Annotated in this window: 22 protein-coding genes and 2 tRNA genes; 11 read left to right on the plus strand and 13 right to left on the minus strand. The window is 37.8% G+C overall.

Annotated features, from left to right (window positions below; all coding sequences use genetic code 11):
• Complete coding sequence (locus ACWPVF_RS07695; protein WP_454385505.1) at positions 1-732, plus strand: hypothetical protein; 732 nt, start codon at positions 1-3, stop codon at positions 730-732.
• A gap of 69 nt (positions 733-801) precedes the next feature.
• Here ACWPVF_RS07695 and ACWPVF_RS07700 read toward each other — a convergent pair whose 3' ends face one another.
• Complete coding sequence (locus ACWPVF_RS07700) at positions 802-1,497, minus strand: LrgB family protein (protein ID WP_454385507.1); 696 nt, start codon at positions 1,495-1,497, stop codon at positions 802-804.
• Positions 1,494-1,868, minus strand: coding sequence for a CidA/LrgA family protein (locus ACWPVF_RS07705; protein WP_235083450.1), 375 nt, complete (start codon positions 1,866-1,868; stop codon positions 1,494-1,496). The genes ACWPVF_RS07700 and ACWPVF_RS07705 overlap by 4 nt, the downstream gene beginning before the upstream one ends.
• Before the next feature lie 181 nt (positions 1,869-2,049).
• Here ACWPVF_RS07705 and ACWPVF_RS07710 point away from each other — a divergent pair, with 181 nt between their 5' ends.
• From ACWPVF_RS07710 to trxA, 3 genes are all read left to right on the plus strand, one after another.
• Complete coding sequence (locus ACWPVF_RS07710) at positions 2,050-2,430, plus strand: MarR family winged helix-turn-helix transcriptional regulator (RefSeq protein ID WP_454385509.1); 381 nt, start codon at positions 2,050-2,052, stop codon at positions 2,428-2,430.
• 94 nt (positions 2,431-2,524) lie between these two features.
• Positions 2,525-2,746 (plus strand): DUF4649 family protein, encoded by a 222-nt coding sequence (locus ACWPVF_RS07715; RefSeq protein WP_223333888.1) that lies wholly within the window; start codon positions 2,525-2,527, stop codon positions 2,744-2,746.
• A 14-nt stretch (positions 2,747-2,760) separates the two neighbouring features.
• A complete protein-coding gene (gene trxA / locus ACWPVF_RS07720) occupies positions 2,761-3,075 on the plus strand; it encodes a thioredoxin (protein WP_454385511.1) in 315 nt (104 codons plus the stop codon).
• A gap of 87 nt (positions 3,076-3,162) precedes the next feature.
• Here the strand turns inward: trxA and ACWPVF_RS07725 are convergent, their stop codons facing one another.
• Positions 3,163-3,831, minus strand: a complete 669-nt coding sequence (locus ACWPVF_RS07725) for an MIP/aquaporin family protein (protein WP_049503253.1) — start codon at positions 3,829-3,831, stop codon at positions 3,163-3,165.
• 333 nt (positions 3,832-4,164) lie between these two features.
• On the opposite strand from ACWPVF_RS07725, the gene ACWPVF_RS07730 reads away from it, so the two are divergent.
• Entirely contained in the window at positions 4,165-4,929 is a 765-nt protein-coding gene (locus ACWPVF_RS07730; RefSeq protein ID WP_454385513.1) for a (S)-acetoin forming diacetyl reductase, read from the plus strand.
• Positions 4,930-5,228: 299 nt separating this feature from the next.
• Here the strand turns inward: ACWPVF_RS07730 and ACWPVF_RS07735 are convergent, their stop codons facing one another.
• From ACWPVF_RS07735 to ACWPVF_RS07760, 6 genes are read right to left on the minus strand one after another with little or no spacing between them, the layout of a single operon-like run.
• Positions 5,229-5,972 (minus strand): 16S rRNA (uracil(1498)-N(3))-methyltransferase, encoded by a 744-nt coding sequence (locus ACWPVF_RS07735; protein ID WP_454385515.1) that lies wholly within the window; start codon positions 5,970-5,972, stop codon positions 5,229-5,231.
• A gap of 1 nt (position 5,973) precedes the next feature.
• Positions 5,974-6,924 (minus strand): 50S ribosomal protein L11 methyltransferase, encoded by a 951-nt coding sequence (gene prmA / locus ACWPVF_RS07740; protein ID WP_454385517.1) that lies wholly within the window; start codon positions 6,922-6,924, stop codon positions 5,974-5,976.
• A 30-nt stretch (positions 6,925-6,954) separates the two neighbouring features.
• The gene (locus tag ACWPVF_RS07745; RefSeq protein ID WP_454385519.1) at positions 6,955-7,713 is read right to left on the minus strand and encodes a hypothetical protein; all 759 of its coding nucleotides are present in this window, start codon (positions 7,711-7,713) and stop codon (positions 6,955-6,957) included.
• 1 nt (position 7,714) lies between these two features.
• Positions 7,715-8,806 (minus strand): AAA family ATPase, encoded by a 1,092-nt coding sequence (locus ACWPVF_RS07750; protein ID WP_454385521.1) that lies wholly within the window; start codon positions 8,804-8,806, stop codon positions 7,715-7,717.
• Entirely contained in the window at positions 8,788-10,272 is a 1,485-nt protein-coding gene (locus ACWPVF_RS07755) for a DUF262 domain-containing protein (protein ID WP_454385523.1), read from the minus strand. The genes ACWPVF_RS07750 and ACWPVF_RS07755 overlap by 19 nt, the downstream gene beginning before the upstream one ends.
• A 35-nt stretch (positions 10,273-10,307) precedes the next feature.
• Positions 10,308-10,778, minus strand: coding sequence for a DUF3013 family protein (locus ACWPVF_RS07760; RefSeq protein ID WP_454385525.1), 471 nt, complete (start codon positions 10,776-10,778; stop codon positions 10,308-10,310).
• A gap of 115 nt (positions 10,779-10,893) precedes the next feature.
• On the opposite strand from ACWPVF_RS07760, the gene ACWPVF_RS07765 reads away from it, so the two are divergent.
• Together ACWPVF_RS07765 and ACWPVF_RS07770 are read left to right on the plus strand one after the other, a co-directional pair.
• The gene (locus tag ACWPVF_RS07765) at positions 10,894-12,165 is read left to right on the plus strand and encodes a replication-associated recombination protein A (RefSeq protein WP_454385814.1); all 1,272 of its coding nucleotides are present in this window, start codon (positions 10,894-10,896) and stop codon (positions 12,163-12,165) included.
• Positions 12,166-12,427: 262 nt separating this feature from the next.
• Positions 12,428-12,500: transfer RNA gene (locus tag ACWPVF_RS07770), tRNA-Lys, on the plus strand.
• 183 nt (positions 12,501-12,683) lie between these two features.
• On the opposite strand, the gene ACWPVF_RS07775 is transcribed toward ACWPVF_RS07770, so the two are convergent.
• Positions 12,684-13,046, minus strand: coding sequence for a T6SS immunity protein Tdi1 domain-containing protein (locus ACWPVF_RS07775; RefSeq protein ID WP_239822583.1), 363 nt, complete (start codon positions 13,044-13,046; stop codon positions 12,684-12,686).
• Positions 13,047-13,127: 81 nt separating this feature from the next.
• Here ACWPVF_RS07775 and ACWPVF_RS07780 point away from each other — a divergent pair, with 81 nt between their 5' ends.
• Entirely contained in the window at positions 13,128-13,970 is an 843-nt protein-coding gene (locus ACWPVF_RS07780; protein ID WP_454385528.1) for an aldo/keto reductase, read from the plus strand.
• Positions 13,971-14,273: 303 nt separating this feature from the next.
• The gene (locus tag ACWPVF_RS07785) at positions 14,274-15,419 is read left to right on the plus strand and encodes a low temperature requirement protein A (protein WP_138101329.1); all 1,146 of its coding nucleotides are present in this window, start codon (positions 14,274-14,276) and stop codon (positions 15,417-15,419) included.
• Between the two features lie 302 nt (positions 15,420-15,721).
• Here the strand turns inward: ACWPVF_RS07785 and ACWPVF_RS07790 are convergent, their stop codons facing one another.
• A complete protein-coding gene (locus ACWPVF_RS07790; protein ID WP_454385530.1) occupies positions 15,722-15,853 on the minus strand; it encodes a hypothetical protein in 132 nt (43 codons plus the stop codon).
• A 240-nt stretch (positions 15,854-16,093) separates the two neighbouring features.
• Between ACWPVF_RS07790 and ACWPVF_RS07795 the strand changes: the two genes are divergently transcribed.
• Together ACWPVF_RS07795 and ACWPVF_RS07800 are read left to right on the plus strand one after the other, a co-directional pair.
• A complete protein-coding gene (locus ACWPVF_RS07795) occupies positions 16,094-16,609 on the plus strand; it encodes a DUF308 domain-containing protein (RefSeq protein ID WP_049521056.1) in 516 nt (171 codons plus the stop codon).
• 62 nt (positions 16,610-16,671) lie between these two features.
• A tRNA-Lys gene (locus ACWPVF_RS07800) sits at positions 16,672-16,744 on the plus strand.
• A 140-nt stretch (positions 16,745-16,884) separates the two neighbouring features.
• Here ACWPVF_RS07800 and ACWPVF_RS07805 read toward each other — a convergent pair.
• Together ACWPVF_RS07805 and ACWPVF_RS07810 are read right to left on the minus strand one after the other, a co-directional pair.
• Positions 16,885-17,973 (minus strand): AI-2E family transporter, encoded by a 1,089-nt coding sequence (locus ACWPVF_RS07805; protein WP_185756240.1) that lies wholly within the window; start codon positions 17,971-17,973, stop codon positions 16,885-16,887.
• A 9-nt stretch (positions 17,974-17,982) separates the two neighbouring features.
• Entirely contained in the window at positions 17,983-19,272 is a 1,290-nt protein-coding gene (locus tag ACWPVF_RS07810) for a DUF308 domain-containing protein (protein ID WP_454385533.1), read from the minus strand.
• Positions 19,273-19,877 lie beyond the last annotated feature (605 nt).

A 19,877-nucleotide genomic window follows, 5' to 3' on the forward strand; every position in this document is an offset into this window, starting at 1 on the left:
ATGTTTTGGAATTTAGTCCGTTATGAATTTAAAAATGTCAACAAATGGTTTTTAGCCCTCTATGCAGCTGTACTATCCTTATCTGTCATCATAGGTATTCAGGGCAGTAGCCTCTCAAGCACCTATTATCAAGATAAGGGCGTTGTCATGTTAGTATTTCTATCTCTGGTTTTTGGTGGTCTGGTTATTACTTTGAGTATCTCAACCTTGATTTTGATTATTCAACGATTTAAGGGAAGTGTTTACGATCGTCGTGGCTATCTAACTCTCACCCTGCCGGTATCTGAACACCAGATCCTCTCCGCTAAACTGCTTGGAGCCTTTGTTTGGTCTTTGACAAGTACACTGGTCTTTCTTTTTAGTCTTTACATCATCATTGTCATGGTTGATCCAGGCGCTTACCTATCTACCTTTGCCGAGTATATTCTAAAAAATTATCAAGATAATTTCTTGTTAGCCTTGATTTCTTATATTTTTAATACTCTTGCAGGTATTCTTTGTATCTACTTGTCTATCTCTATCGGTCAACTCTTTAATGAATACCGTACAGCTCTTGCAGTTGTCGCCTACATCGCCATCCAAGTTGTTCTTGGATTTATCACCCTCAATCTTCGCATCGATTTCGACTACAATTGGGTATTATCCTTTGAAATTTTCAAAGACTTAATCCTTAGCGTCGGCTTCTATCTCGGAACCTACTATATTTTAAAGAACAAAGTAAACTTACAATAATGAATGAAACCCCTAGCAAATAAAGCTAGGGGCTTCTTTTTACACAAAGAAATATAAAACTCTTATTTTTTAACTCAATATCAAACCTGCTACGATGGGACTTACAAATACATAGAGAATACCGGTGACACCGATAGCCAGACCACCCATAGCCCCCGCAACAGCTCCATAGCGAAAAGCTGTTCCAGTCCCGACTGCGTGACCAGTTCCTCCAAGAGCAAGACCAACAGCTACTGGGTCGTCAATCTTGAGCCATTTTAAAAGTGTTGGTCCAATAACGCTAGTCAAAATGCCAGTTGCTACTACAACTACCAAGGTGATCGTCGCTATCCCTTGTAGCTTATCCGTAATTCCAACTGCCATGGCCGTCGTTACAGACTTTGGGAAAAGCGAAATCGCCAAGAAGAAATCCATACCGAAAAATTTTGCAACTAAAGCTGTAAAAACTGTATTTACAACAACAGCAAGGAAACTACTGAGTAGAATACTTCTAACATGGTGTTTCATGAGGTGAAAACTCTTATAAAGAGGAATTCCTAAAGCTACTGTTGAGGGAACAATCAAGTTATTGAGGTAGACCCCACCTTGATAATAGGTAGCGTAAGAAATACCCGTCAATTTCAGAAATGCTATGATAAACAAGGTTGCTAGCAGTAAAGGAGTTGTCAAAGGATGAGGGTAGCGCCTAAAGATAATCATCCCTCCTAGATAAGCTAGGATTGACAAGGCTATCCCAAAAAGTGGATTGGATACAAATTCGCTCATTTGGCACCTCTTTCTTCGTAATCACCTTCATAACGCTTTTTGATAAATTGAACGACCAGCGCAATCAAGATAATATTGATGACTGCTGCAAAAAAGACAATCAAGACAATGGGCAATAAATAGGGAGCAATCACATCAAATTTCTCCATAATCCCAACTGCAGGAGGCAGAAAGAGGATGGTCATGTTGGCGAGAAGAAAATTCCCAACCATGTTGACATGTCGTACCCGCAGCCACTTGAACTGCAAGGCCAGAAATAAAATAATCAAACCGATAATGCTTCCAGGGATAGGCAAATGGAAAAGAACAGAAATTCCCTCACCAATCAGCGAAATCACAAAGAGAATCATTAACTGAACATATAACTTCATCGTTTACTCCACAAATAGACTTTCTGCATACCAGTTTACTCCTTTTTCAGAAAATTTCAAGGAAATACACAAGAAACCTCCTTCTTGCTATCTCATGGAAAAAGTTGTATACTAATTGCGTGCGCAAGCATCTTAGATGCAAAAATCCATTTACAACTATTATAGAGGAAAGGAGATTGACGTGACTTACTTAGAAAAATGGTTCGACTTCAACCGCCGACAAGTAGAGCTGGAAGCTATTTTAGAGCAAACGATCTCTGAGCAGAGTGAACAGAGACTTACTCTCAAGGAATTTTATCTCTTGCACTTTTTAAATCAAGCTCAAGAAAAATCTTTGAGACAGATTGACTTGCCAGATAAACTTCATCTGAGCCCTAGCGCTGTATCACGGATGGTGGCACGCCTAGAAGAAAAAAACTGTGGTTTACTTAGTCGGAGATGCTGCGATCAGGACAAGCGAGCTAGTTTTATCTGCCTTACTAGTGAGGGCCAGACGACTCTTGCTTATCTACAAAAAGCAGTCGAAGAAAGTCTTGAAACAAAAGCAAGTTGGTTATCTTAAAGTTTTTCAAAAAACTTGCGTGCGCAATCAATTTTCTTGACATTCCTTTTTCCAAGGAGTAAAATGAAGACATGATTTAGCAAAGGAGAATCCTATGATTGAAATCACTTATCTGGATGCCAGCAAGCAAGAGAGAACAATGACCTTCGATTCATATGAAGAATTTGAACGTTCTCAACATGCCTGCTTGATTGGTGTCGCCGACTATTACCCTGTCCAAAAACTAACCTACAATGGTCATGTTCTGGACTACCATGGGACTTATGGAGATGTCTTCTTCTATCTCATGAAACAAGATTTAAGCCAATATAACTAAAAAGGAGAAATACTATGGCAAAAGTAATTACAGATGCAACATTTGAACAAGAAACTAAAGACGGATTGGTCTTGGTAGACTTCTGGGCTACTTGGTGTGGTCCATGTCGTATGCAAGGTCCAATCTTGGACAAATTGTCTGAAGAACTTTCAGAAGATGTCTTGAAGATCGTTAAAATGGACGTTGATGAGAATCCAAACACTGCTCGTTCATTTGGTATCATGTCTATCCCTACACTTCTTTTCAAGAAAGATGGACAAGTTGTTAAACAAGTGGCTGGTGTCCACACTGCAGAACAAATCAAAGCCATCGTTGCTGAATTGAGTTAATCACAAATCCCCCATTTCTCATGTGGGGGATTTTAATATATAAAAAACCTACTCTCCAATGTGAAGAGTAGGTTTTTAGAGTTTCAATTATTCTTCAGTTCCAAGGAAGTTTTTAGCAACAAGGGCTGCAAGAACTCCACCAACGATTGGTGCAAGGATGAAAATCCAAACTTGTTGAAGAGCTGCGCCACCTACCAATACAGCAGGAGCCAAGCTACGAGCTGGGTTTACTGAAAGACCAGTAATATTCAATCCAACAAGGATCAAAGCTGTCAATGACAAACCGATCACCAAACCAGCGATTGCGCCATTACCTTTGCTTGCTGAAGTCACAGTCATGATAACCAAGACAAACAAGAAAGTTGCGATTGTTTCAAACAAGAAACCACCAAATACAGTTACTCCATTTGCCAAGGCATTTTCACCAAGGCTTGCAGTTGACATACCTGAATTTGCCAAGAGGAAGAAGACAGATCCAGATGCAAGGAAAGCACCAACTACTTGTCCAAGGATGTAGTTTACAAGTTCTGAAGATGACAAACGTTTGTTAACAAACATAGCGATAGAAACAGCTGGGTTCAAGTGAGCACCTGAAACAGTTCCAATTGAGAAGGCTGCGACTACGATTGCCAAACCAAAGGCAAGAGCAATCCCAAGGTGCCCAAGTCCTTCAACACCATTTCCAAAAACAACAGCTCCTGTTCCGATGAACACAAGCATAAAAGTACCGATTAATTCAGCAACAAATTTTTTCATGTTAAGTCTCCTTTATTTCAAACTATGTATTAGTCTATCAAATGAAGGAAAGGGTTTCAAGAAAAGTGCTTAGAAAATGTTGTGCCCTTTTTCCCTTTACACGATAGTTTTATTTCTCTAACTCTAAACCTTGCAAAGTAAAGTTTTAATTATTTTGATCTTGAAAAATATTCATTTTTCTAAAAATCAGTCTTTGTTTGACACAAATTTCACAAAGTTGTATACTAAAAAGTGATAGGGCTTCTTTTAGAAACTTATCACTACTCACTTCTAACCCTTTGCTGTTCTTTTTGAACGTTTGAACGGTATCATAGATACCAAAGGAGGAATCATATGTCTAAAGTAGCTATTGTTACAGGTGCAGGTCAAGGAATCGGTTTTGCAATCGCAAAACGCTTGGTCCAAGATGGTTTTAAGGTTGGGGTTTTGGACTATAATGCTGAAACAGCTGAAAAAGCAGTTGCTGAATTGTCAGCAGACAAGGCTTTTGCTGTGGTAGCTGATGTGTCTAAACAAGCAGAGGTTTCTGCAGCTTTCCAAAAAGTTGTCGATCATTTCGGAGACTTGAACGTTGTCGTAAACAACGCTGGTGTCGCTCCTACTACACCTCTTGATACTATTACAGAGGAACAATTCGCCCGCACATTTGCTATTAACGTCGGTGGGGTAATCTGGGGAGCACAAGCTGCTCAAGCTCAATTCAAATCACTTGGTCACGGTGGTAAAATTATCAATGCTACTTCCCAAGCAGGTGTTGTCGGAAATCCCAACTTGACTGTATATGGCGGTACAAAATTCGCTGTTCGCGGTATTACTCAAACATTAGCGCGTGATTTAGCTGACTCAGGCATCACTGTCAACGCTTATGCTCCAGGTATCGTTAAAACACCAATGATGTATGATATCGCCCATGAAGTTGGGAAAAATGCAGGAAAAGATGATGAATGGGGTATGCAAACATTCGCAAAAGATATTACATTGAAACGTCTCTCTGAACCAGAAGATGTGGCTGCAGCAGTTAGCTTCCTCGCTGGACCAGATTCAAACTACATTACAGGTCAAACCATTATCGTAGATGGTGGTATGCAATTCCATTAAGATTAAAAAAGTGAGGTTGGAAAATCATCCAACCTCTTTTATCATCTCTACAATTCCGATTTTCGGAGTCGTTTTTTGTTAGTTCCCACAAGCTTTCTTCAAGACTAGGAATATCCTCCTTCTCTAAATAGTATGATTTGCCCTGTTTTAATAGAACACAAGATTAGAAATGGTTTGGATATCCATTTCTTCTGCAGAGATTATAACGAATGCCTCAAATATGTGAGGATTAACTCCTTCACTCGCCATTTCAAGCGCATAAAAAAATCACCTAAAACAGGTGATTTTTTCATAGTCTCTTATTTTTCCAATTCAAGCAAAACACTGATGGCTGATAAGGCATAAAGTGGTGCTGTTTCTGCTCGTAGGATGCGAGGACCCAGCCCTGCAAGAACTGCTCCTTTAGACTGGAAGCTTTCAACTTCTGCGGGTGAAAGACCACCTTCTGGTCCAAAGATAAAGAGCAGTTTAGATCCTTTTTCTAACCCAGCAACAGCTTGAATAAGGGCAGCTGATTCACCTTCTTTTGCTGACTCCTCATAGGCCACCACGATTCGGTCAAACTGGTCCAATTGTGCTAGAAAGTCTGATTTTTTCTCAAAAAGGGTGATACTTGGAACAAGGTTCCGCTTGCTTTGCTCGGCTGCTCCGAGGGCAATTTTTTCTAGTTTCTCAGCCTTTTTACCCAACTTCTTACCATCCCATTTGGCGACTGACCAGTCTGCAGGAAAGGCCCAGATTTGGCTAGCACCGAGTTCGGTTACTTTCTGTGTGATAAACTCCAGCTTGTCTCCCTTGGGAAAGCCCGATGCGATGGTCACTTGAATAGGCAGTTCCACATTATCTGCTAATTCCTCAATCAGCTCAAACTGACGCGCCTCTACATTGACCACGCGTGCCAAACGCTTAATCCCATCATCAAAAACTAGAGTAATCTCGTCCTCTTCTTTCAAACGCATGACCTGAAACATGTGCTTGCTGGTTTCCTTGTCCTCGATGGTGACAGGTGAGCTAGCCAAACCTTTTACAAAATACTGTTGCATGCTAGCCTCCAATCACACCAGATATATTCTTGGTTTTTTTGAAGACACAGGCATTCCACTCTCCTTGGATCATGTGGGTTTCAAGGAAAAATCCAGCTGACTCAGCCGACTCACGCACCATGTCCCACTTGTCCTTGATAATCCCGCTCATGATGAGATAGCCTTCGTCCTTGACCAAACGATAAGCATCATCCGTCAGGTAAATAAGGATATCCGCCAAAATATTGGCTACGATGACGTCTGCCTCGATTTCCACGCCTTTAAGCAAATCTCCTGGGGCTACATGGATGTTTTCCATACCAGGATTGAGCTCAATATTTTCCTGAGCGACTCGAACCGCTACATCATCCAAATCATAGGCGAAAATTTCCTTGGCACCTAGGAGTGAGCTAGCAATAGAAAGAACCCCTGAACCTGTCCCCACATCTAGCACTGTTTCTCCACCGCGAAGAACCTGCTCCAAGGCAAAGAGACTCATCTTGGTCGTCGGATGCGTTCCTGTCCCAAAGGCCATCCCTGGATCCAGCTTGACAATCTTCTCGCCAGCTGTCGCCTCATAGTCTGTCCAAGACGGAACGATAGTTAAATCATGGGTGATACGAGCTGGTTCATAGTATTTCTTCCAATTATCTGCCCAATCTTCCTCAGCCAAGGCAGTGGTGCCAATCTTGACTTCACCCAGATCCATAAAGTCCGTCAATTCAGCGAGACGCGCCTGCAAATCCGCTTCAACCGCTGCTACATCAACCGTTTCCGGGTAGTAGGCCGTCACCACGATTTCTTCTTGTTGCTCAACCTCTGGGAAAATCTCACCAAAACGGTCGACATTCCCCACATAGTCCATGCTGTCTTCAATCGCAACACCTTGGGCACCTAGTTCAATCAAATGATTGGAAACTAATTCCTCCCCCTCACGTTTCACTGTTACTTTTAACTCTTGCCATGTTTCCATGATAATCTTCTTTCTAAAATCCTAAATTACTTATAAATGATATCCAATCTTTCCCAAAACAATCTTATTAGCTGATTCATTAAAATCGAAATATATACGCACACTACTATCAGGTCGAAATAATTTAAAATGCATTATATAATGATGCTTTCCAATTTTATATTTTTCCTTTGTCTCTCCACTTCCCATGCCTGAACAATTTGCTACGTAAGACTTTAAACTATTAATTAATTCACTTCTATGTCCAATAAATGAATCTAATTTATTACCATAACAAAAATCATTCAATTTATCTAAAACTCGTATGATTTCTTGTTTATAATCCTTTGCTGAATAATCTTTAACAAATTCAAACTCAAAATCTTCCTCTGCTAATAAAAAATTATCAAAATAAGGAATTTTGAGCGTTGATTCAAATTCACTCATCGGCATCGATAATATGAACTCTTTTTCAAGTTCCATTGCTTCAACATCATTGATTACTGAATTTTTTATCTCTCTATCTGTTAAAAATTTATAATAAGAATCACTTTCAATTTCTTGATATGTTTTTCGACTTCTTATTTCAATATTTTTATACAATTCTGGCAACAAAAGATTAAGAAATTCGTTTGATACATTAATTATGAGGTTTCTACTTTCGTCTTCCGCACAATAATATTCATCGGGAATTTTACAAGAAGCATTTTCAATATTCTCCCTCAAATAAATAAAGTAGTCACTCTCCATTGTAATCGCTCCAAAATCACAAGGAGTATGTACATACAATTCACCAATCTTATGTTTCATTCTATCTTCCTAATCTATGCTTCATCATTTCAAATAAATCAATTTTAGCTTGATCAAAGAAACCTTTTGGCCAATCAATAATTTCTCCTGATTCATTAATTCCAATAGAAATTATTTTATGTCTTCCATCTTGTTTATTAAAATAATATAATCTAAAATCTGATTCAACACACTTTTGTCTTAAACTATATAATCTCATACCATTAATTACATGGTCACTATGTGTTTCAACGATTACCTGAACTCCCCCTTTATGACTTAATTCAGCTAAAAATTGTCCAATTTGAGATTGTCCATACGGATGCAAGTGTGCCTCTGGATTTTCAACAATGAGCACCCTATTTTGTTTATCATCATTATTTAGTACCGATAAATAAAGACCTTGAACTATTATTGGTAGAATATATGAAATCCCAAAACCAACATTAGTTGGTAGTACATCTATTCCATTTTCTTTAAACCTCAACGAAGACACTCCTAAGTCATCATTCACAAAAACCTCAAATTGAACATCATCAATAATTTTATTTACCCAATACTCACACTCATTTTTAAAGCCACCATTGCTCTTTTTTATTACTGTAGGAAATTTCAGGGCTCTATACTTAACATTAACTCTATCTAAAACAAACAGCGTATTCTGCCCAAAGCTTCCTACATCTTCTACATCTGTCTTTTCAATCATTTGAGAAACTCTAGGCCCAAATCTTTCGGCGTTGATATAATAAAATGTTTTCTCGTTTCTTTCCTTTGTTAACGTTGATAAGTAATTTTCAGAAAAACGTTCCTCTTCAATAGAAAACGTAGATGTTTTGCCATCAATACCAATTTGAAATTCCTGTCCACTACTATCTATATCTATGCTACTATCGGTAAAATTAATTAATTTTGATGGTAAACCTAAATTTAACCCAAATACATTATTAGTATAGATCCTCTTTTCTTTCCCAGCCAATTCGTATAATAACAGAGATTGAATAAAAGATGATTTTCCTGCTGAGTTTTTCCCCGTCAATACAGTCAACTTTGATAACTCTATACTTTCCTCTTGAAAACACTTAAAATTTTTTATTTTTACATTTCTAACAGACATTCATCAATTACCTCCTGACACATTTTAAAATAGTTTTCTACTTTACTCTTACTATTCGTCGAAGTTGATATAGACATAAAATTAATAGGATCTTCTAACTTTTGAGAGAGTTTATATAGAGCTACTCGACTATAATTTTCAAAATTAATATCTTCATATTCTCTATTGGCTAAAATAACACTAAACGCACTAAACAGTGGTTTGTTTATTAGCATAGAATATTCGTACTCTTCTTTCTCTTTATTATAGCTAACCTTCACAAACGCTTTATCCCCGAATAACTTAAAACATCTACTCATTGAAGTTTTAAAAATTTCTAAATACTGGATAAGGTTTTCTTGAGAAATTATCTTATTTAACTTTTCATTCTCATTATTTAATAAGTCAACAATGTTAGAACTCTGATAATTCACTTTTTTCCCTTCAAAATCATAGATTCTATGAAAGGCAAAAAATCGCAATACTAATTCATGATGATCTAATCTCAACGTTTTAACACGCCTGTTAGTCGCAGATAGAAATTCTTCAGATTCTGTGCATAAGTTTAATAATTTTCTAGTATTATTTGTACTTACGGCATTTCTCATTTCCTGGTTATTAAGAGCTTTCCCTCCAGTGTTAATGCGTTTAAAAATATCATAAATAATTCTGTGTGGAGAATCGTAACTAAGTATATTCAAAGATAACTGTGTTCTGTTTATTCTACTTTTTATTTTTGGAGGGAGCTCCGAAAATCTGCTTCCGTTGTAGGAATCACCCAGATACTCTAATGACGATAACCGAAACTTATCGTTTAAAAAATCAAAAATTGTTGTTAAACGTTGTTGACCATCGATAACCGAGAATTCATAATCATCACTGCTATCCGCACCAGTTTCATACAAGTAAAATGCAGGTATAGGTATGCTCAACATTAATGATTCAATTAAATGGGATTTTCTCTTATTCTCTTTCCAAACATAGCCACGTTGAAAATCTGGACTTAAGTTAATTGCATCCTCCGAATGAAGTTCATGCAAATATTTAACCGACAACAACTGTTGTTGTATGCTGATATCTTCTGGGTTAAACGGACTACTAATATCCTCTATAATCTCTTCCTCTGTATTTTCAACTCCTAAAAAATTATTTTCTGCTTTTTCAATAGTTAGTTCTTGAAGTGATTCCTGAAACTCAATAAAATTCAATGCCTCCTCATTAAGAGACTTATAAAAGAACAACTCTCCGTCTTCGATTACCACAACGAACGCTGGAACTTGTAAATACGATTCGATACGCTCTAGTATATCATTATCTTTTTTATACGTTTCTTTATATTCCAATATTACAAATGGCTTCTCAGTGTGGAAAATAGCAAAATCTGCAAATAAATGATTATGGTTATCTTTACTAATTTCATGACTTCTCCGAATGTCATAGCCTACAAATTTTTCCTTTAATTTATCAAAAATCTGTTGTTCTTTCATAATATATTCTCCTTTTTAGTTTTATTTTTTATTATTTAGTATCTCGGATAAGGGTAAAATTCTCCCTCTTCCAAGCCTGCTTTTCCTTCTTCAAAGACTTCTTGGTTCCATTCCATGACGAATTCTTCAGCTTCTGGGTCTTCCAAAAAGTCCATGAGGGCATCTAGCCCGACCTCTGCAGTATCCTTGAGAAATAGGGCAAAATAAGCTAAGAATTCACGAGAAAAACCTTTTTTAGGCAGGTAAGGGATGACTGTCAAATAGTCTTCCTCATTAACAGTTGACTTGGCAGGGTTGTAAAAGAGAACCGCTTCCTCAAAAAGGATATCGTCTGATGATACCTCTCCGTCCTCATCCAACATCTCCACTCCTGCAGTATTTTGTGCCTCTAATAGAAAACTCACTTCAACCGCATGATTACGCTTGTCCCAACTAATCTCATAATCAAAAGGAAAGTTTTTATCCAACTCTTCCTGTAAAACATCTAAAAATCCGTATGTTGCCATTTTGTCCTCTTTCTATACGACTCTTTAATCGCCCCGAATACTCGGAAATATGCTAAAATAGATACTACCATATTACCACATATACATCAGAAAATCCATGTTAGAAAGGACTGCTATGCCAGACAATCTCGCGCTTCGTATGCGCCCCAAAACCATCGACCAGGTCATCGGTCAGGAACATCTGGTCGGCCCAGGAAAAATCATCCGTCGCATGGTGGAGGCTAACCGCCTGTCGTCTATGATTCTCTATGGACCTCCGGGTATCGGAAAAACAAGTATCGCTTCAGCCATCGCTGGAACGACTAAGTATGCCTTTCGAACCTTTAATGCGACAGTGGATAGCAAAAAACGTCTCCAAGAAATCGCTGAAGAAGCTAAATTCTCAGGTGGCCTTGTACTGCTACTAGATGAGATTCATCGTCTTGACAAGACTAAACAAGACTTTCTCCTTCCTCTCTTGGAAAGTGGTCTAGTCATCATGATTGGGGCTACAACTGAAAATCCTTTCTTTTCTGTCACTCCTGCCATTCGTAGCCGTGTTCAAATTTTTGAGTTGGAACCTCTGTCTAACCAAGATGTCAAAGAAGCCATTCAAATCGCCTTGACTGACCCTGAACGAGGTTTTGATTTCCCTGTTGAGTTAGATGATGATGCCCTTGATTTTATCGCAACATCTACCAATGGAGATCTCCGTTCTGCCTTCAATTCGATTGATTTGGCAGTTCTCTCCACCCCAGAAAATGATGACGGCGTCCGTCACATTACTCTCGACATCATGGAAAATAGTCTTCAGAGAAGCTACATCACTATGGACAAGGATGGAGACGGGCACTATGATGTTCTATCTGCCCTTCAAAAGTCTATTCGCGGTTCAGATGTGGACGCTAGTCTCCACTATGCTGCTCGCTTGATAGAGGCTGGTGACCTTCCTAGTCTAGCTCGTCGTTTGACTGTTATTGCTTATGAAGATATTGGCTTGGCCAATCCCGAAGCTCAGATTCATACCGTAACTGCCTTAGATGCTGCGCAAAGGATCGGATTCCCCGAAGCCCGCATCCTCATTGCCAATGTCGTCATTGATCTGGCACTTTCACCCAAATCCAACTCAGCCTATGTGGCTATGGATAAGGCCCTGGCTGACCTTAAAACATCCGGTCACCTACCAATTCCACGTCACTTGCGAGATGGTCACTATAGCGGTAGCAAGGAACTAGGGAACGCCCAAAATTATCTCTATCCACATAATTATCCTGGCCACTGGGTCAAGCAAGAGTACTTGCCTGAAAAAATCCGCAACCATAGCTACTTCTCACCAGAAGATAGTGGAAAATACGAACGGGCTCTGGCTCAACGTAAGGAAACCATTGATAAATTACGAAACTCGTGAAATCCTTTTCAAAATTTTTAATTTTCCCTTGATTTTTTTTGAAAAAGTGGTATCATATAATCATAGAAACGCTGTGGTGTACGACTTCACATTTAAGTGTTGACCGACTATTTTTTGTATTATTAGGGAAACAAAAGTCTTCTAACAGCATGTAGGCCGTCTCACACGGAAACAGCTTCAGTTAGAGCGAGTTGCCCACCTGCTTAATTGCGCGGGTTCAATACAAACCGTGAAGTTTCGGCACCAATACAGCTTTTTATTTGCCTCCTTAGCTCAGTTGGTAGAGCAGTAGACTCTTAATCTATGGGTCACAGGTTCGAGCCCTGTAGGGGGTATCTAAATCAACAGGAAAAAGCCTTGATTTATAAGGCTTTTTTGCTTGTCATTTTGTTTTTTGTACCAAATTTTGTACCAAATAATTTATATTCACCAAATTAGAGAGTCTCATCCAAAGACTCGCTATTTATCTAACATCTCGTTTTCATCGAAAAAACCACCGCGAGGGTGGTTCTTTTTTATCAATCGTCAAACACTCCGCCTGTGAGTTGGTACATGAGGTAAATGTGTTCCAAGGTTTTTACCTTATCCATATGATCCACATCTTTTACGCCTCCCAAGGCTAGTAAAGGAACAAAACCGAAACATTGGTTATAAGACAAGGGACCATGTTTTAACACAGCCTGTCTATATAAATCCAGTTCAAAGTTATCAGTCACATATGAGTTATCTAAATACTGAAGAAAATATTTCAAGCTCTTGATAATAATGTCGCAGTTTTGAAGATTGTATTTTACAATACCAACAAATTCATTCTCTTCCCAAGTAATAATATCTCCAAAAGCTGTTACGAACAGCGGAAAAAGAAGTAAGGAACTATTCATAATAATAGCCGTAGCAAATCTTTGCATTTTTGTCTTATCTTTTTTAAGATAGTACTATTAAAAAAAGATAAGGTGAAAATCATGGAAACATATACACTTGCAAATGGGGTTACTATTCCTAAAATTGGTTTTGGAACTTGGCAAATTGCTGAAGGCGAAGAAGCCTATAACAGCGTTAGCTTCGCACTTAAGGCTGGTTACACACATATTGATACCGCACAAATTTACGGTAACGAGGTTTCTGTAGGTAAGGCGATTGCTGATAGTAATTTGGCACGTGAGGATATTTTCCTAACTACCAAACTTTGGAATGATAAGCACGATTACGAGTTGGCTAAGACTTCTATCGATGAGTCTCTCGAAAGACTTGGTGTGGATTATTTGGATCTTTTGCTTATCCATTGGCCTAATCCAAAGGCGCTTCGTGAGAATGATGCTTGGAAGGCTGGCAATGCGGGTGCATGGAAGGCTATGGAAGAAGCCTACAAAGAAGGTAAGGTGCGTGCTATCGGTGTGTCAAACTTTATGCAACATCACCTAGAAGCTCTTTTTGAAACAGCTAAAATTGTTCCACATGTCAATCAAATCCTCTTGGCTCCAGGTTGTGACCAAGAAGACTTAGTTGACTATTGCCAAGAGCGCGATATCCTTCTTGAAGCCTATAGTCCACTAGGTACAGGTAGCATTTTTGGAAATGAAGATGTTGAAGTAGTGGCTGAACGTAACGGTAAATCTGTGGCACAAGTTGCTCTGCGTTGGAGCCTCCAAAAAGGTTTCTTGCCACTACCTAAGTCTGTGACACCTAAAAATGTAAAAGGTAACTTGGATATCTTCGACTTCGACTTATCAGAGGAAGATATGGCAGTCTTGGATAAGATTCAAGGCACCAAAACTCAGAATGATCCTGACACAGTTAATTTTTAATAGGATTTTAAGCAACTCGTCAGGGTTGCTTTTTAGCGTGTTTCTTTAGATTTGCTATGATGAAACTATCATTTTTTATTTATAGATGGGAGTTACGTAATGGAGTCTCGAAATCTTTTGCCTCAGAATACACGTACTTCATTATCAATCATCAAACACTCTGCCTGTGAGTTGGTACATGAGGTAAATGTGCTCCAAGGTTTTGACAATTCGCGTCACATGAAGTTATTTAAGCATCTCCTTTTCTCTCATTACCATTTTCTGTTATAATAAATTGTACTTCTAGAATAGAAAGGACTTAAGATGACAACTCTTATTAAACATAAACGTGTAGAATTTTCAGAACTTTTTTATGACCTAGTTTTTGTTTTTGCAATTTCAAAAGCAACTACTTTAATTGAGCATCTTCATAACGGTATTTTGACTTGGAATTCTTTCCTTGATTTTTTCATGGCTGTCTTGGTTCTCACTGATTCATGGATGATTCAAACCGTTTATACCAATCGCTATGGAAAGAACTCTTTATTTAACATGGTAATCATGTTTATCAAAATGGGACTTTTACTCTTTATAGCCAATATGATTGGACCTGATTGGCAACAATATTTTCATTATCTTTGTTGGGCTGTTGGTACATTAACCTTTACCTTATTTTTACAATATTTGGTTGAATTTTTTAGAAAATCAACCGATAATGTTGAACGGGAAAGTATCAAAGGTTTTCTATGGATAACAGGTCTAGGAAGTTTAGGAGTCTATCTAGCAGCTCTTCTTCCTATTTACGTTGGAGTCTCTGTCTTATTTGCTAGTATTCTGCTAACATTTATTATGCCAATTATCTTGCTTAGTAAAGATAAGCATTACCAGGTAAATCTCCCCCATTTAATCGAGCGCATCTCCCTTCTTGTCATTATTACGTTTGGAGAGATGATTATGGAGCTAGCTAACTTCTTTACAATCGAGAATTTCTCGATTTATTCGGTTCTTTATTTCATTATTATGCTTTCTCTGTTCTTGTTTTATTTTGGTCAATTCGACCATGCTATTGATGAAAAATCTAATCAAAAGGGACTATTTCTAATTTACAGTCACTATCCTATTTTCATTGGACTTATTATGATGACCGTTTCGATGAGTTTTCTTCTGAATCCTGAAGCTAATCTTCTCTTTGCAACCAGCTTCTCTTATATCGGATTTGGCCTCTTTCAAGCTGCTGTCCTAGTAAATGGGCCCTATAACAAACACTATCTTCGCTATTCGAAAAGTTACTACTGTGTCCAAGCGACACTCTATCTGGCTGCCTTGATTCTCTCTTTAATCTTTGCTTCTAATCCTATAATAGTAGTGAGTATAACAACCATTTTAGCTCTAGCTATAGCCATTCATTTTATTTATTTTTATGTGACACAGAATAAAAAATATTCCAAATCTAACTGGGGGTTCTTTTAATGAGTTTATAACATAAAAAAGCTTTGGGAACCCAGGCTTTATATGATATCAATCACCGACCACGAAAATGTTTAGCTTACAGAACTGCTAGTGAAGCTCTAGAGGATGAGTTCGAGTAAATGTTGCACTTATTCTTGCAATTTATCATTTACTTGATGCACGAACTCGATATTTTTTTCGTTAATTTGTTTTTGCCCCACTTTTGCCCCATTTTTAAATCCTGACATTGAAAATACCTAAAAGTATTTCCCTAAAATCAGCTATATTTCAACATTTTTGTTTATTTTCAATATGAAAAGTTCTTACAAATTCATGCAGGGGGCATCTAAATCAACAGGAAGAAGCCTTGATTTACAAGGCTTTTTTGCTTGTCTGTAACTGATTTGCCCCATCATTTGCCCCACTTTTAAATCTATCTTTTCTTTTTGAATCAAATTACATCTTAACAAATAGTGTAAAGCCAGTTACTTTTGCTTTGATGCCATACAATATTTTCATGTAGAGAAGACAAATTTTATCTTCTCTTTTTATTTTCAAAATAATAAAAACTGATTTTCTTTTCATGAATCAGACTGAAACTTCCAAATTTTCCATTTAGTTTATTGATATTTCCTCTAAAAAGGTGTATAATATTTTTACTATTAAACTATACTATATAACAGGATGGTCTTGAAATGAAATTTTCTAATCGTTTATCGCTATTCCTTGCAGGAGTTGTTTTTGTCCTTTTAGGACTTTTCCTATTTACAAACCCAGTAGCTAATCTTGTTGCTTACAGCTGGTGGATTGCATTTGGTTTACTGGTTTCTTCTATAGCAGCTATTTTAGGCTATTTCTCTGTACCAAAAGAGCTTCGCTCACCAGCTCATCTTTTCCAAGGGATTGTTAATCTTCTCTTAGCTCTTTACCTCGTTGCCTATGGCTTTGTGACGCTGCCAGTTGTCATTCCAACTATTTTAGGAATTTGGTTAATTGTAGAAGCCATTATAGCTTTCTTTAAAGGCAATCGTCTGGGATTGATTTTCCCTATTATTGGCAACCATATCATGTGGATAGCGTTGCTTGCATTTTTACTAGGTCTAGTGATTTTGTTCAATCCAGTAGCTACAAGTGTCTTTGTCGTTTATGTCGTTGCCTTTGCATTTTTAATTGTTGGTTTCACCTATATCCTTGATGCCTTTCGTAAATAATCTAGCTGCCATTTTGGGCATATTAAAATAGCTGGGAAGTTACATTCTCAGCTTTTTCTGTTGCCTCCTTAGCTCAGTTGGTAGAGCAGTAGACTCTTAAGCTATGGGGCGCAGGTTCGAGCCCTGCAGGGGGCACATCTAAATCAACAGAAATAAGCCTTGAAACCAAGGCTTTTTTTAACGTCTAATAGCTTTTTGTAGAAAAGTATTTAAAAATAAAAGAGAAGAGAATCTCTCACTCTCTTCTCAGTATATCTTATTAAATTTAGTTTTTCTTAATCTACCTGATTTTCCTTTGCAACGACAAATTCTTTAACCAGTCGATAGATAACAGCAAATACGGGGGTAAAGAATATCATCCCAAGTAAGCCAAAGAGATTGCCTCCAATACTAGCAGCCGCAAGCGTGAAAATAGCTGGTAAACCAATAGACTGACCTACAACTTTTGGATAAATAAGGTTTCCTTCAATCAGCTGTATAACTTGATATAGAAGAAGAGAAAGTAAGGCTTGAGTAGGACTCACTGTGAAGATAAAAATCGCTCCCACAACACAAGCAATCATAGGCCCTACATAAGGAATGAACGATAGCACTCCTGCAAATATACCTGTCATTACTCCATAGGGTATCCCAAACAGGCTGTAACCAACCGCTATCATAACTCCTATGATAACTGCTTCAATCAGCTGACTCATCAAAAATTGGTCATAAGTCTCTAGTGCTACTTGTCCAATGTAAGTCAACTTTATCACCACCTTCTCTGGAAGAAAAACTTTTAGAAGTCGACTCGTCATCGCTGCCAAATGTTCCTTACTGGATAAAAATAAAAAGGTGAAGACTATAATCAAAAAGGCATTCATCAAACTTGAAAAAATATTGCCGATATTACTAGTCAGACCTGATAAAAAACCTATCAAAGCTTGGCTAATAGAACTAGATTGTCCCTGTATGCCTGATACGATAGTTGACAACATGTCTTTGGTTACAAATTCCGAGCTGCCTAGCAATTTCCCAAGTTGAGTAAGGACTGTTGAAAGGACTGTTCCCAGCTGACTAATAGTCTGGGCTAGGGTTGGCAGCACCAAAACCAAAAGAGCAATCACGATTAAGATAAGAGCTAGGAAAACAAGTACCATGGCAATCGGACGACGCAACTCTGCCTTTACCTTCAATTTAACTAAGTACTGTTCAATTTTTTTCATAGGAACATTAAGCACAAAAGCAATAACAGCACCATAAATCAAGGTTGATATTACATCAAAGAGAGAGATTGCTCCTGATATAAAGCTCGATGCATTCAGAATTACAAGAGCAACCAGCCCTATAAAAAGTATTAACGGGGTGTATTTTTTTACTAAGTTCATAAATTCTCCTTAATAAACATGTTTAGATACGACTATACTATTTGGTTTTTCAAACTCTCGATTAAGGTAGGCTTGGTAAGTTCCTGGAGCGATAAATCCTTTGGGTGAGAGGATATCGGTGCCAGCCTGACCGACTATGGTATCAGCCAAGAGCACACAGTTTGTAGATAAGACAAAGTAGGATTTAAACTTAGATTTGATAAATTTATAAAGTTCCCCATCTGTCTCATGTCTGATTTTATAAGCGTAGGTGTAGTCTTCCTTACCATCACCTGTCATGATTTTATCTGCACTTGGCTCCCATGGAATCGTCAGTTGTTTCAATTCAGCCAACTTTTTCTGAACTGCTTTTTCCATTTCAGGCGTCAAATCTATCCCATAACCAAAAAGCGTTTTTTGACTCTCACGTTTACATAGGTCAATGTACTTGTCACGATCACAGAAATATAAGACACCATCTCCTACCATGCCAAATAAGGTCTCAGAAGACGGATCATAGTTGCCATAAGAAATAACACGGCCTTGATAGCAGATATCCACATGACCAATTGCCGAAAACAGAGAGGTCTCAGCTGTATGAACAAAAATTTCAAGCTCCGCTGTCTTACCAGACTTCACTATTCCAAGATGGATATCTTCTTCCTCATCAGCATTTTCCAGCATAAATTTGTTAATTTTTGCTAAAGTTCTTGCAGGGATGAGAGCGGCTAGGACAATAGGTAAGCTAATTCTAATGCGACGTTTGAGATGGTTTTTCCCAATTTCCCCTTCAAATAAGAAACCGTCACGGATATTGGACAGACCATAAAGGAAAAAATAAGCCCCTAAAACAAAGAGTTGAAAGACAGAATTTCCCGTAGAGGACAAAAGACTAGCTCCACCAAGAAAAACTAGTAGAATACCATCTAGTAAGAGACGAAAACGAGGTCGAATTTTGTTTTTGCGGTAGAGAACATAGGTGACAAGGTTAATACTAGCATGAAAAATCTGATAAACTCCAATCACAAGAGCCAAAACATAAATCGGCACATCCGTCGCAAGATTGGAGCCAAGCAAATATCCCAGCACTAACAATTTAACCAGTGCAACTCCCAAGGTGTCCGTTGACTGACTTTTTTTGAAAATACGTAATACTAAATCTAAGACCGTTGCTATCCAAGCTAAAAACAGAACCAGGCGAATAACTGTTACTGGCAACCAAGTCCCCGTGACCATCAAGATGAGACCTAGCAGAACAAACAAGAACCCCTGAGCAAGTAATTTCTTACCTGTCAGACCTAAAGATAGAATTTTCGCCATATAAAAACCTTTCAACAATAAAAATTAAACACTCCGATTAAACTGACTAGTAAATAGCCAACACTACAAACAGCCTGTGCCAGCAACATATGGTGACTAGAAATGACTGTAGTAATGTCACCATCTTGTCTTATGCACTTCTAAAATTTGTTATATTGATTAGAAACCAGAGCTTATAAAAACTAGCTAAACTCGAGAGATAGACACAATTGCGACGAAAAAATGTATAACCAATTCAACTTGTTAAGGTAAGAAAGCATTATTTCCAATCTATTAATTATTCATCAATTACCTATTATGACACAATATTCCCTATAGTTCAACTTTTTACTTGTTTTTATATTACACGGACTAAAAAGTTTTCAACAGTTGATTGCATTTGTTTTAATAAGTTTTAACCTTTCTTGGTTAGATAAAAAAAGAACCATACAGTTTAGAATCTGTATGGTTTTTGCCCCACTTTTGCCCCATTTTTAAATCATGACATTGAAAATACCTAAAAGTACCTTCCGAAAATCACTTAAATTTCAACTTTTTAATTACTTTCAAGATGATATAGTCTCCCAAATCCATGGGGGCATCTACATACAACAGGAAAAAGCCTT

It is taken from the genome of Streptococcus sp. Marseille-Q7087 (assembly GCF_965111935.1).

Bases quoted from the DNA above. Each gene is read 5' to 3' on its own strand.
- ACWPVF_RS07695 (WP_454385505.1), top strand. From the start codon at position 1: ATGTTTTGGAATTTAGTCCGTTATGAATTTAAAAATGTCAACAAATGG.
- ACWPVF_RS07700 (WP_454385507.1), bottom strand. From the start codon at position 1,497: ATGAGCGAATTTGTATCCAATCCACTTTTTGGGATAGCCTTGTCAATC.
- ACWPVF_RS07705 (WP_235083450.1), bottom strand. From the start codon at position 1,868: ATGAAGTTATATGTTCAGTTAATGATTCTCTTTGTGATTTCGCTGATT.
- ACWPVF_RS07715 (WP_223333888.1), top strand. From the start codon at position 2,525: ATGATTGAAATCACTTATCTGGATGCCAGCAAGCAAGAGAGAACAATG.
- trxA (WP_454385511.1), top strand. From the start codon at position 2,761: ATGGCAAAAGTAATTACAGATGCAACATTTGAACAAGAAACTAAAGAC.
- ACWPVF_RS07725 (WP_049503253.1), bottom strand. From the start codon at position 3,831: ATGAAAAAATTTGTTGCTGAATTAATCGGTACTTTTATGCTTGTGTTC.
- ACWPVF_RS07730 (WP_454385513.1), top strand. From the start codon at position 4,165: ATGTCTAAAGTAGCTATTGTTACAGGTGCAGGTCAAGGAATCGGTTTT.
- ACWPVF_RS07735 (WP_454385515.1), bottom strand. From the start codon at position 5,972: ATGCAACAGTATTTTGTAAAAGGTTTGGCTAGCTCACCTGTCACCATC.
- prmA (WP_454385517.1), bottom strand. From the start codon at position 6,924: ATGGAAACATGGCAAGAGTTAAAAGTAACAGTGAAACGTGAGGGGGAG.
- ACWPVF_RS07745 (WP_454385519.1), bottom strand. From the start codon at position 7,713: ATGAAACATAAGATTGGTGAATTGTATGTACATACTCCTTGTGATTTT.
- ACWPVF_RS07750 (WP_454385521.1), bottom strand. From the start codon at position 8,806: ATGTCTGTTAGAAATGTAAAAATAAAAAATTTTAAGTGTTTTCAAGAG.
- ACWPVF_RS07755 (WP_454385523.1), bottom strand. From the start codon at position 10,272: ATGAAAGAACAACAGATTTTTGATAAATTAAAGGAAAAATTTGTAGGC.
- ACWPVF_RS07760 (WP_454385525.1), bottom strand. From the start codon at position 10,778: ATGGCAACATACGGATTTTTAGATGTTTTACAGGAAGAGTTGGATAAA.
- ACWPVF_RS07765 (WP_454385814.1), top strand. From the start codon at position 10,894: ATGCCAGACAATCTCGCGCTTCGTATGCGCCCCAAAACCATCGACCAG.
- ACWPVF_RS07775 (WP_239822583.1), bottom strand. From the start codon at position 13,046: ATGAATAGTTCCTTACTTCTTTTTCCGCTGTTCGTAACAGCTTTTGGA.
- ACWPVF_RS07780 (WP_454385528.1), top strand. From the start codon at position 13,128: ATGGAAACATATACACTTGCAAATGGGGTTACTATTCCTAAAATTGGT.
- ACWPVF_RS07785 (WP_138101329.1), top strand. From the start codon at position 14,274: ATGACAACTCTTATTAAACATAAACGTGTAGAATTTTCAGAACTTTTT.
- ACWPVF_RS07795 (WP_049521056.1), top strand. From the start codon at position 16,094: ATGAAATTTTCTAATCGTTTATCGCTATTCCTTGCAGGAGTTGTTTTT.
- ACWPVF_RS07805 (WP_185756240.1), bottom strand. From the start codon at position 17,973: ATGAACTTAGTAAAAAAATACACCCCGTTAATACTTTTTATAGGGCTG.
- ACWPVF_RS07810 (WP_454385533.1), bottom strand. From the start codon at position 19,272: ATGGCGAAAATTCTATCTTTAGGTCTGACAGGTAAGAAATTACTTGCT.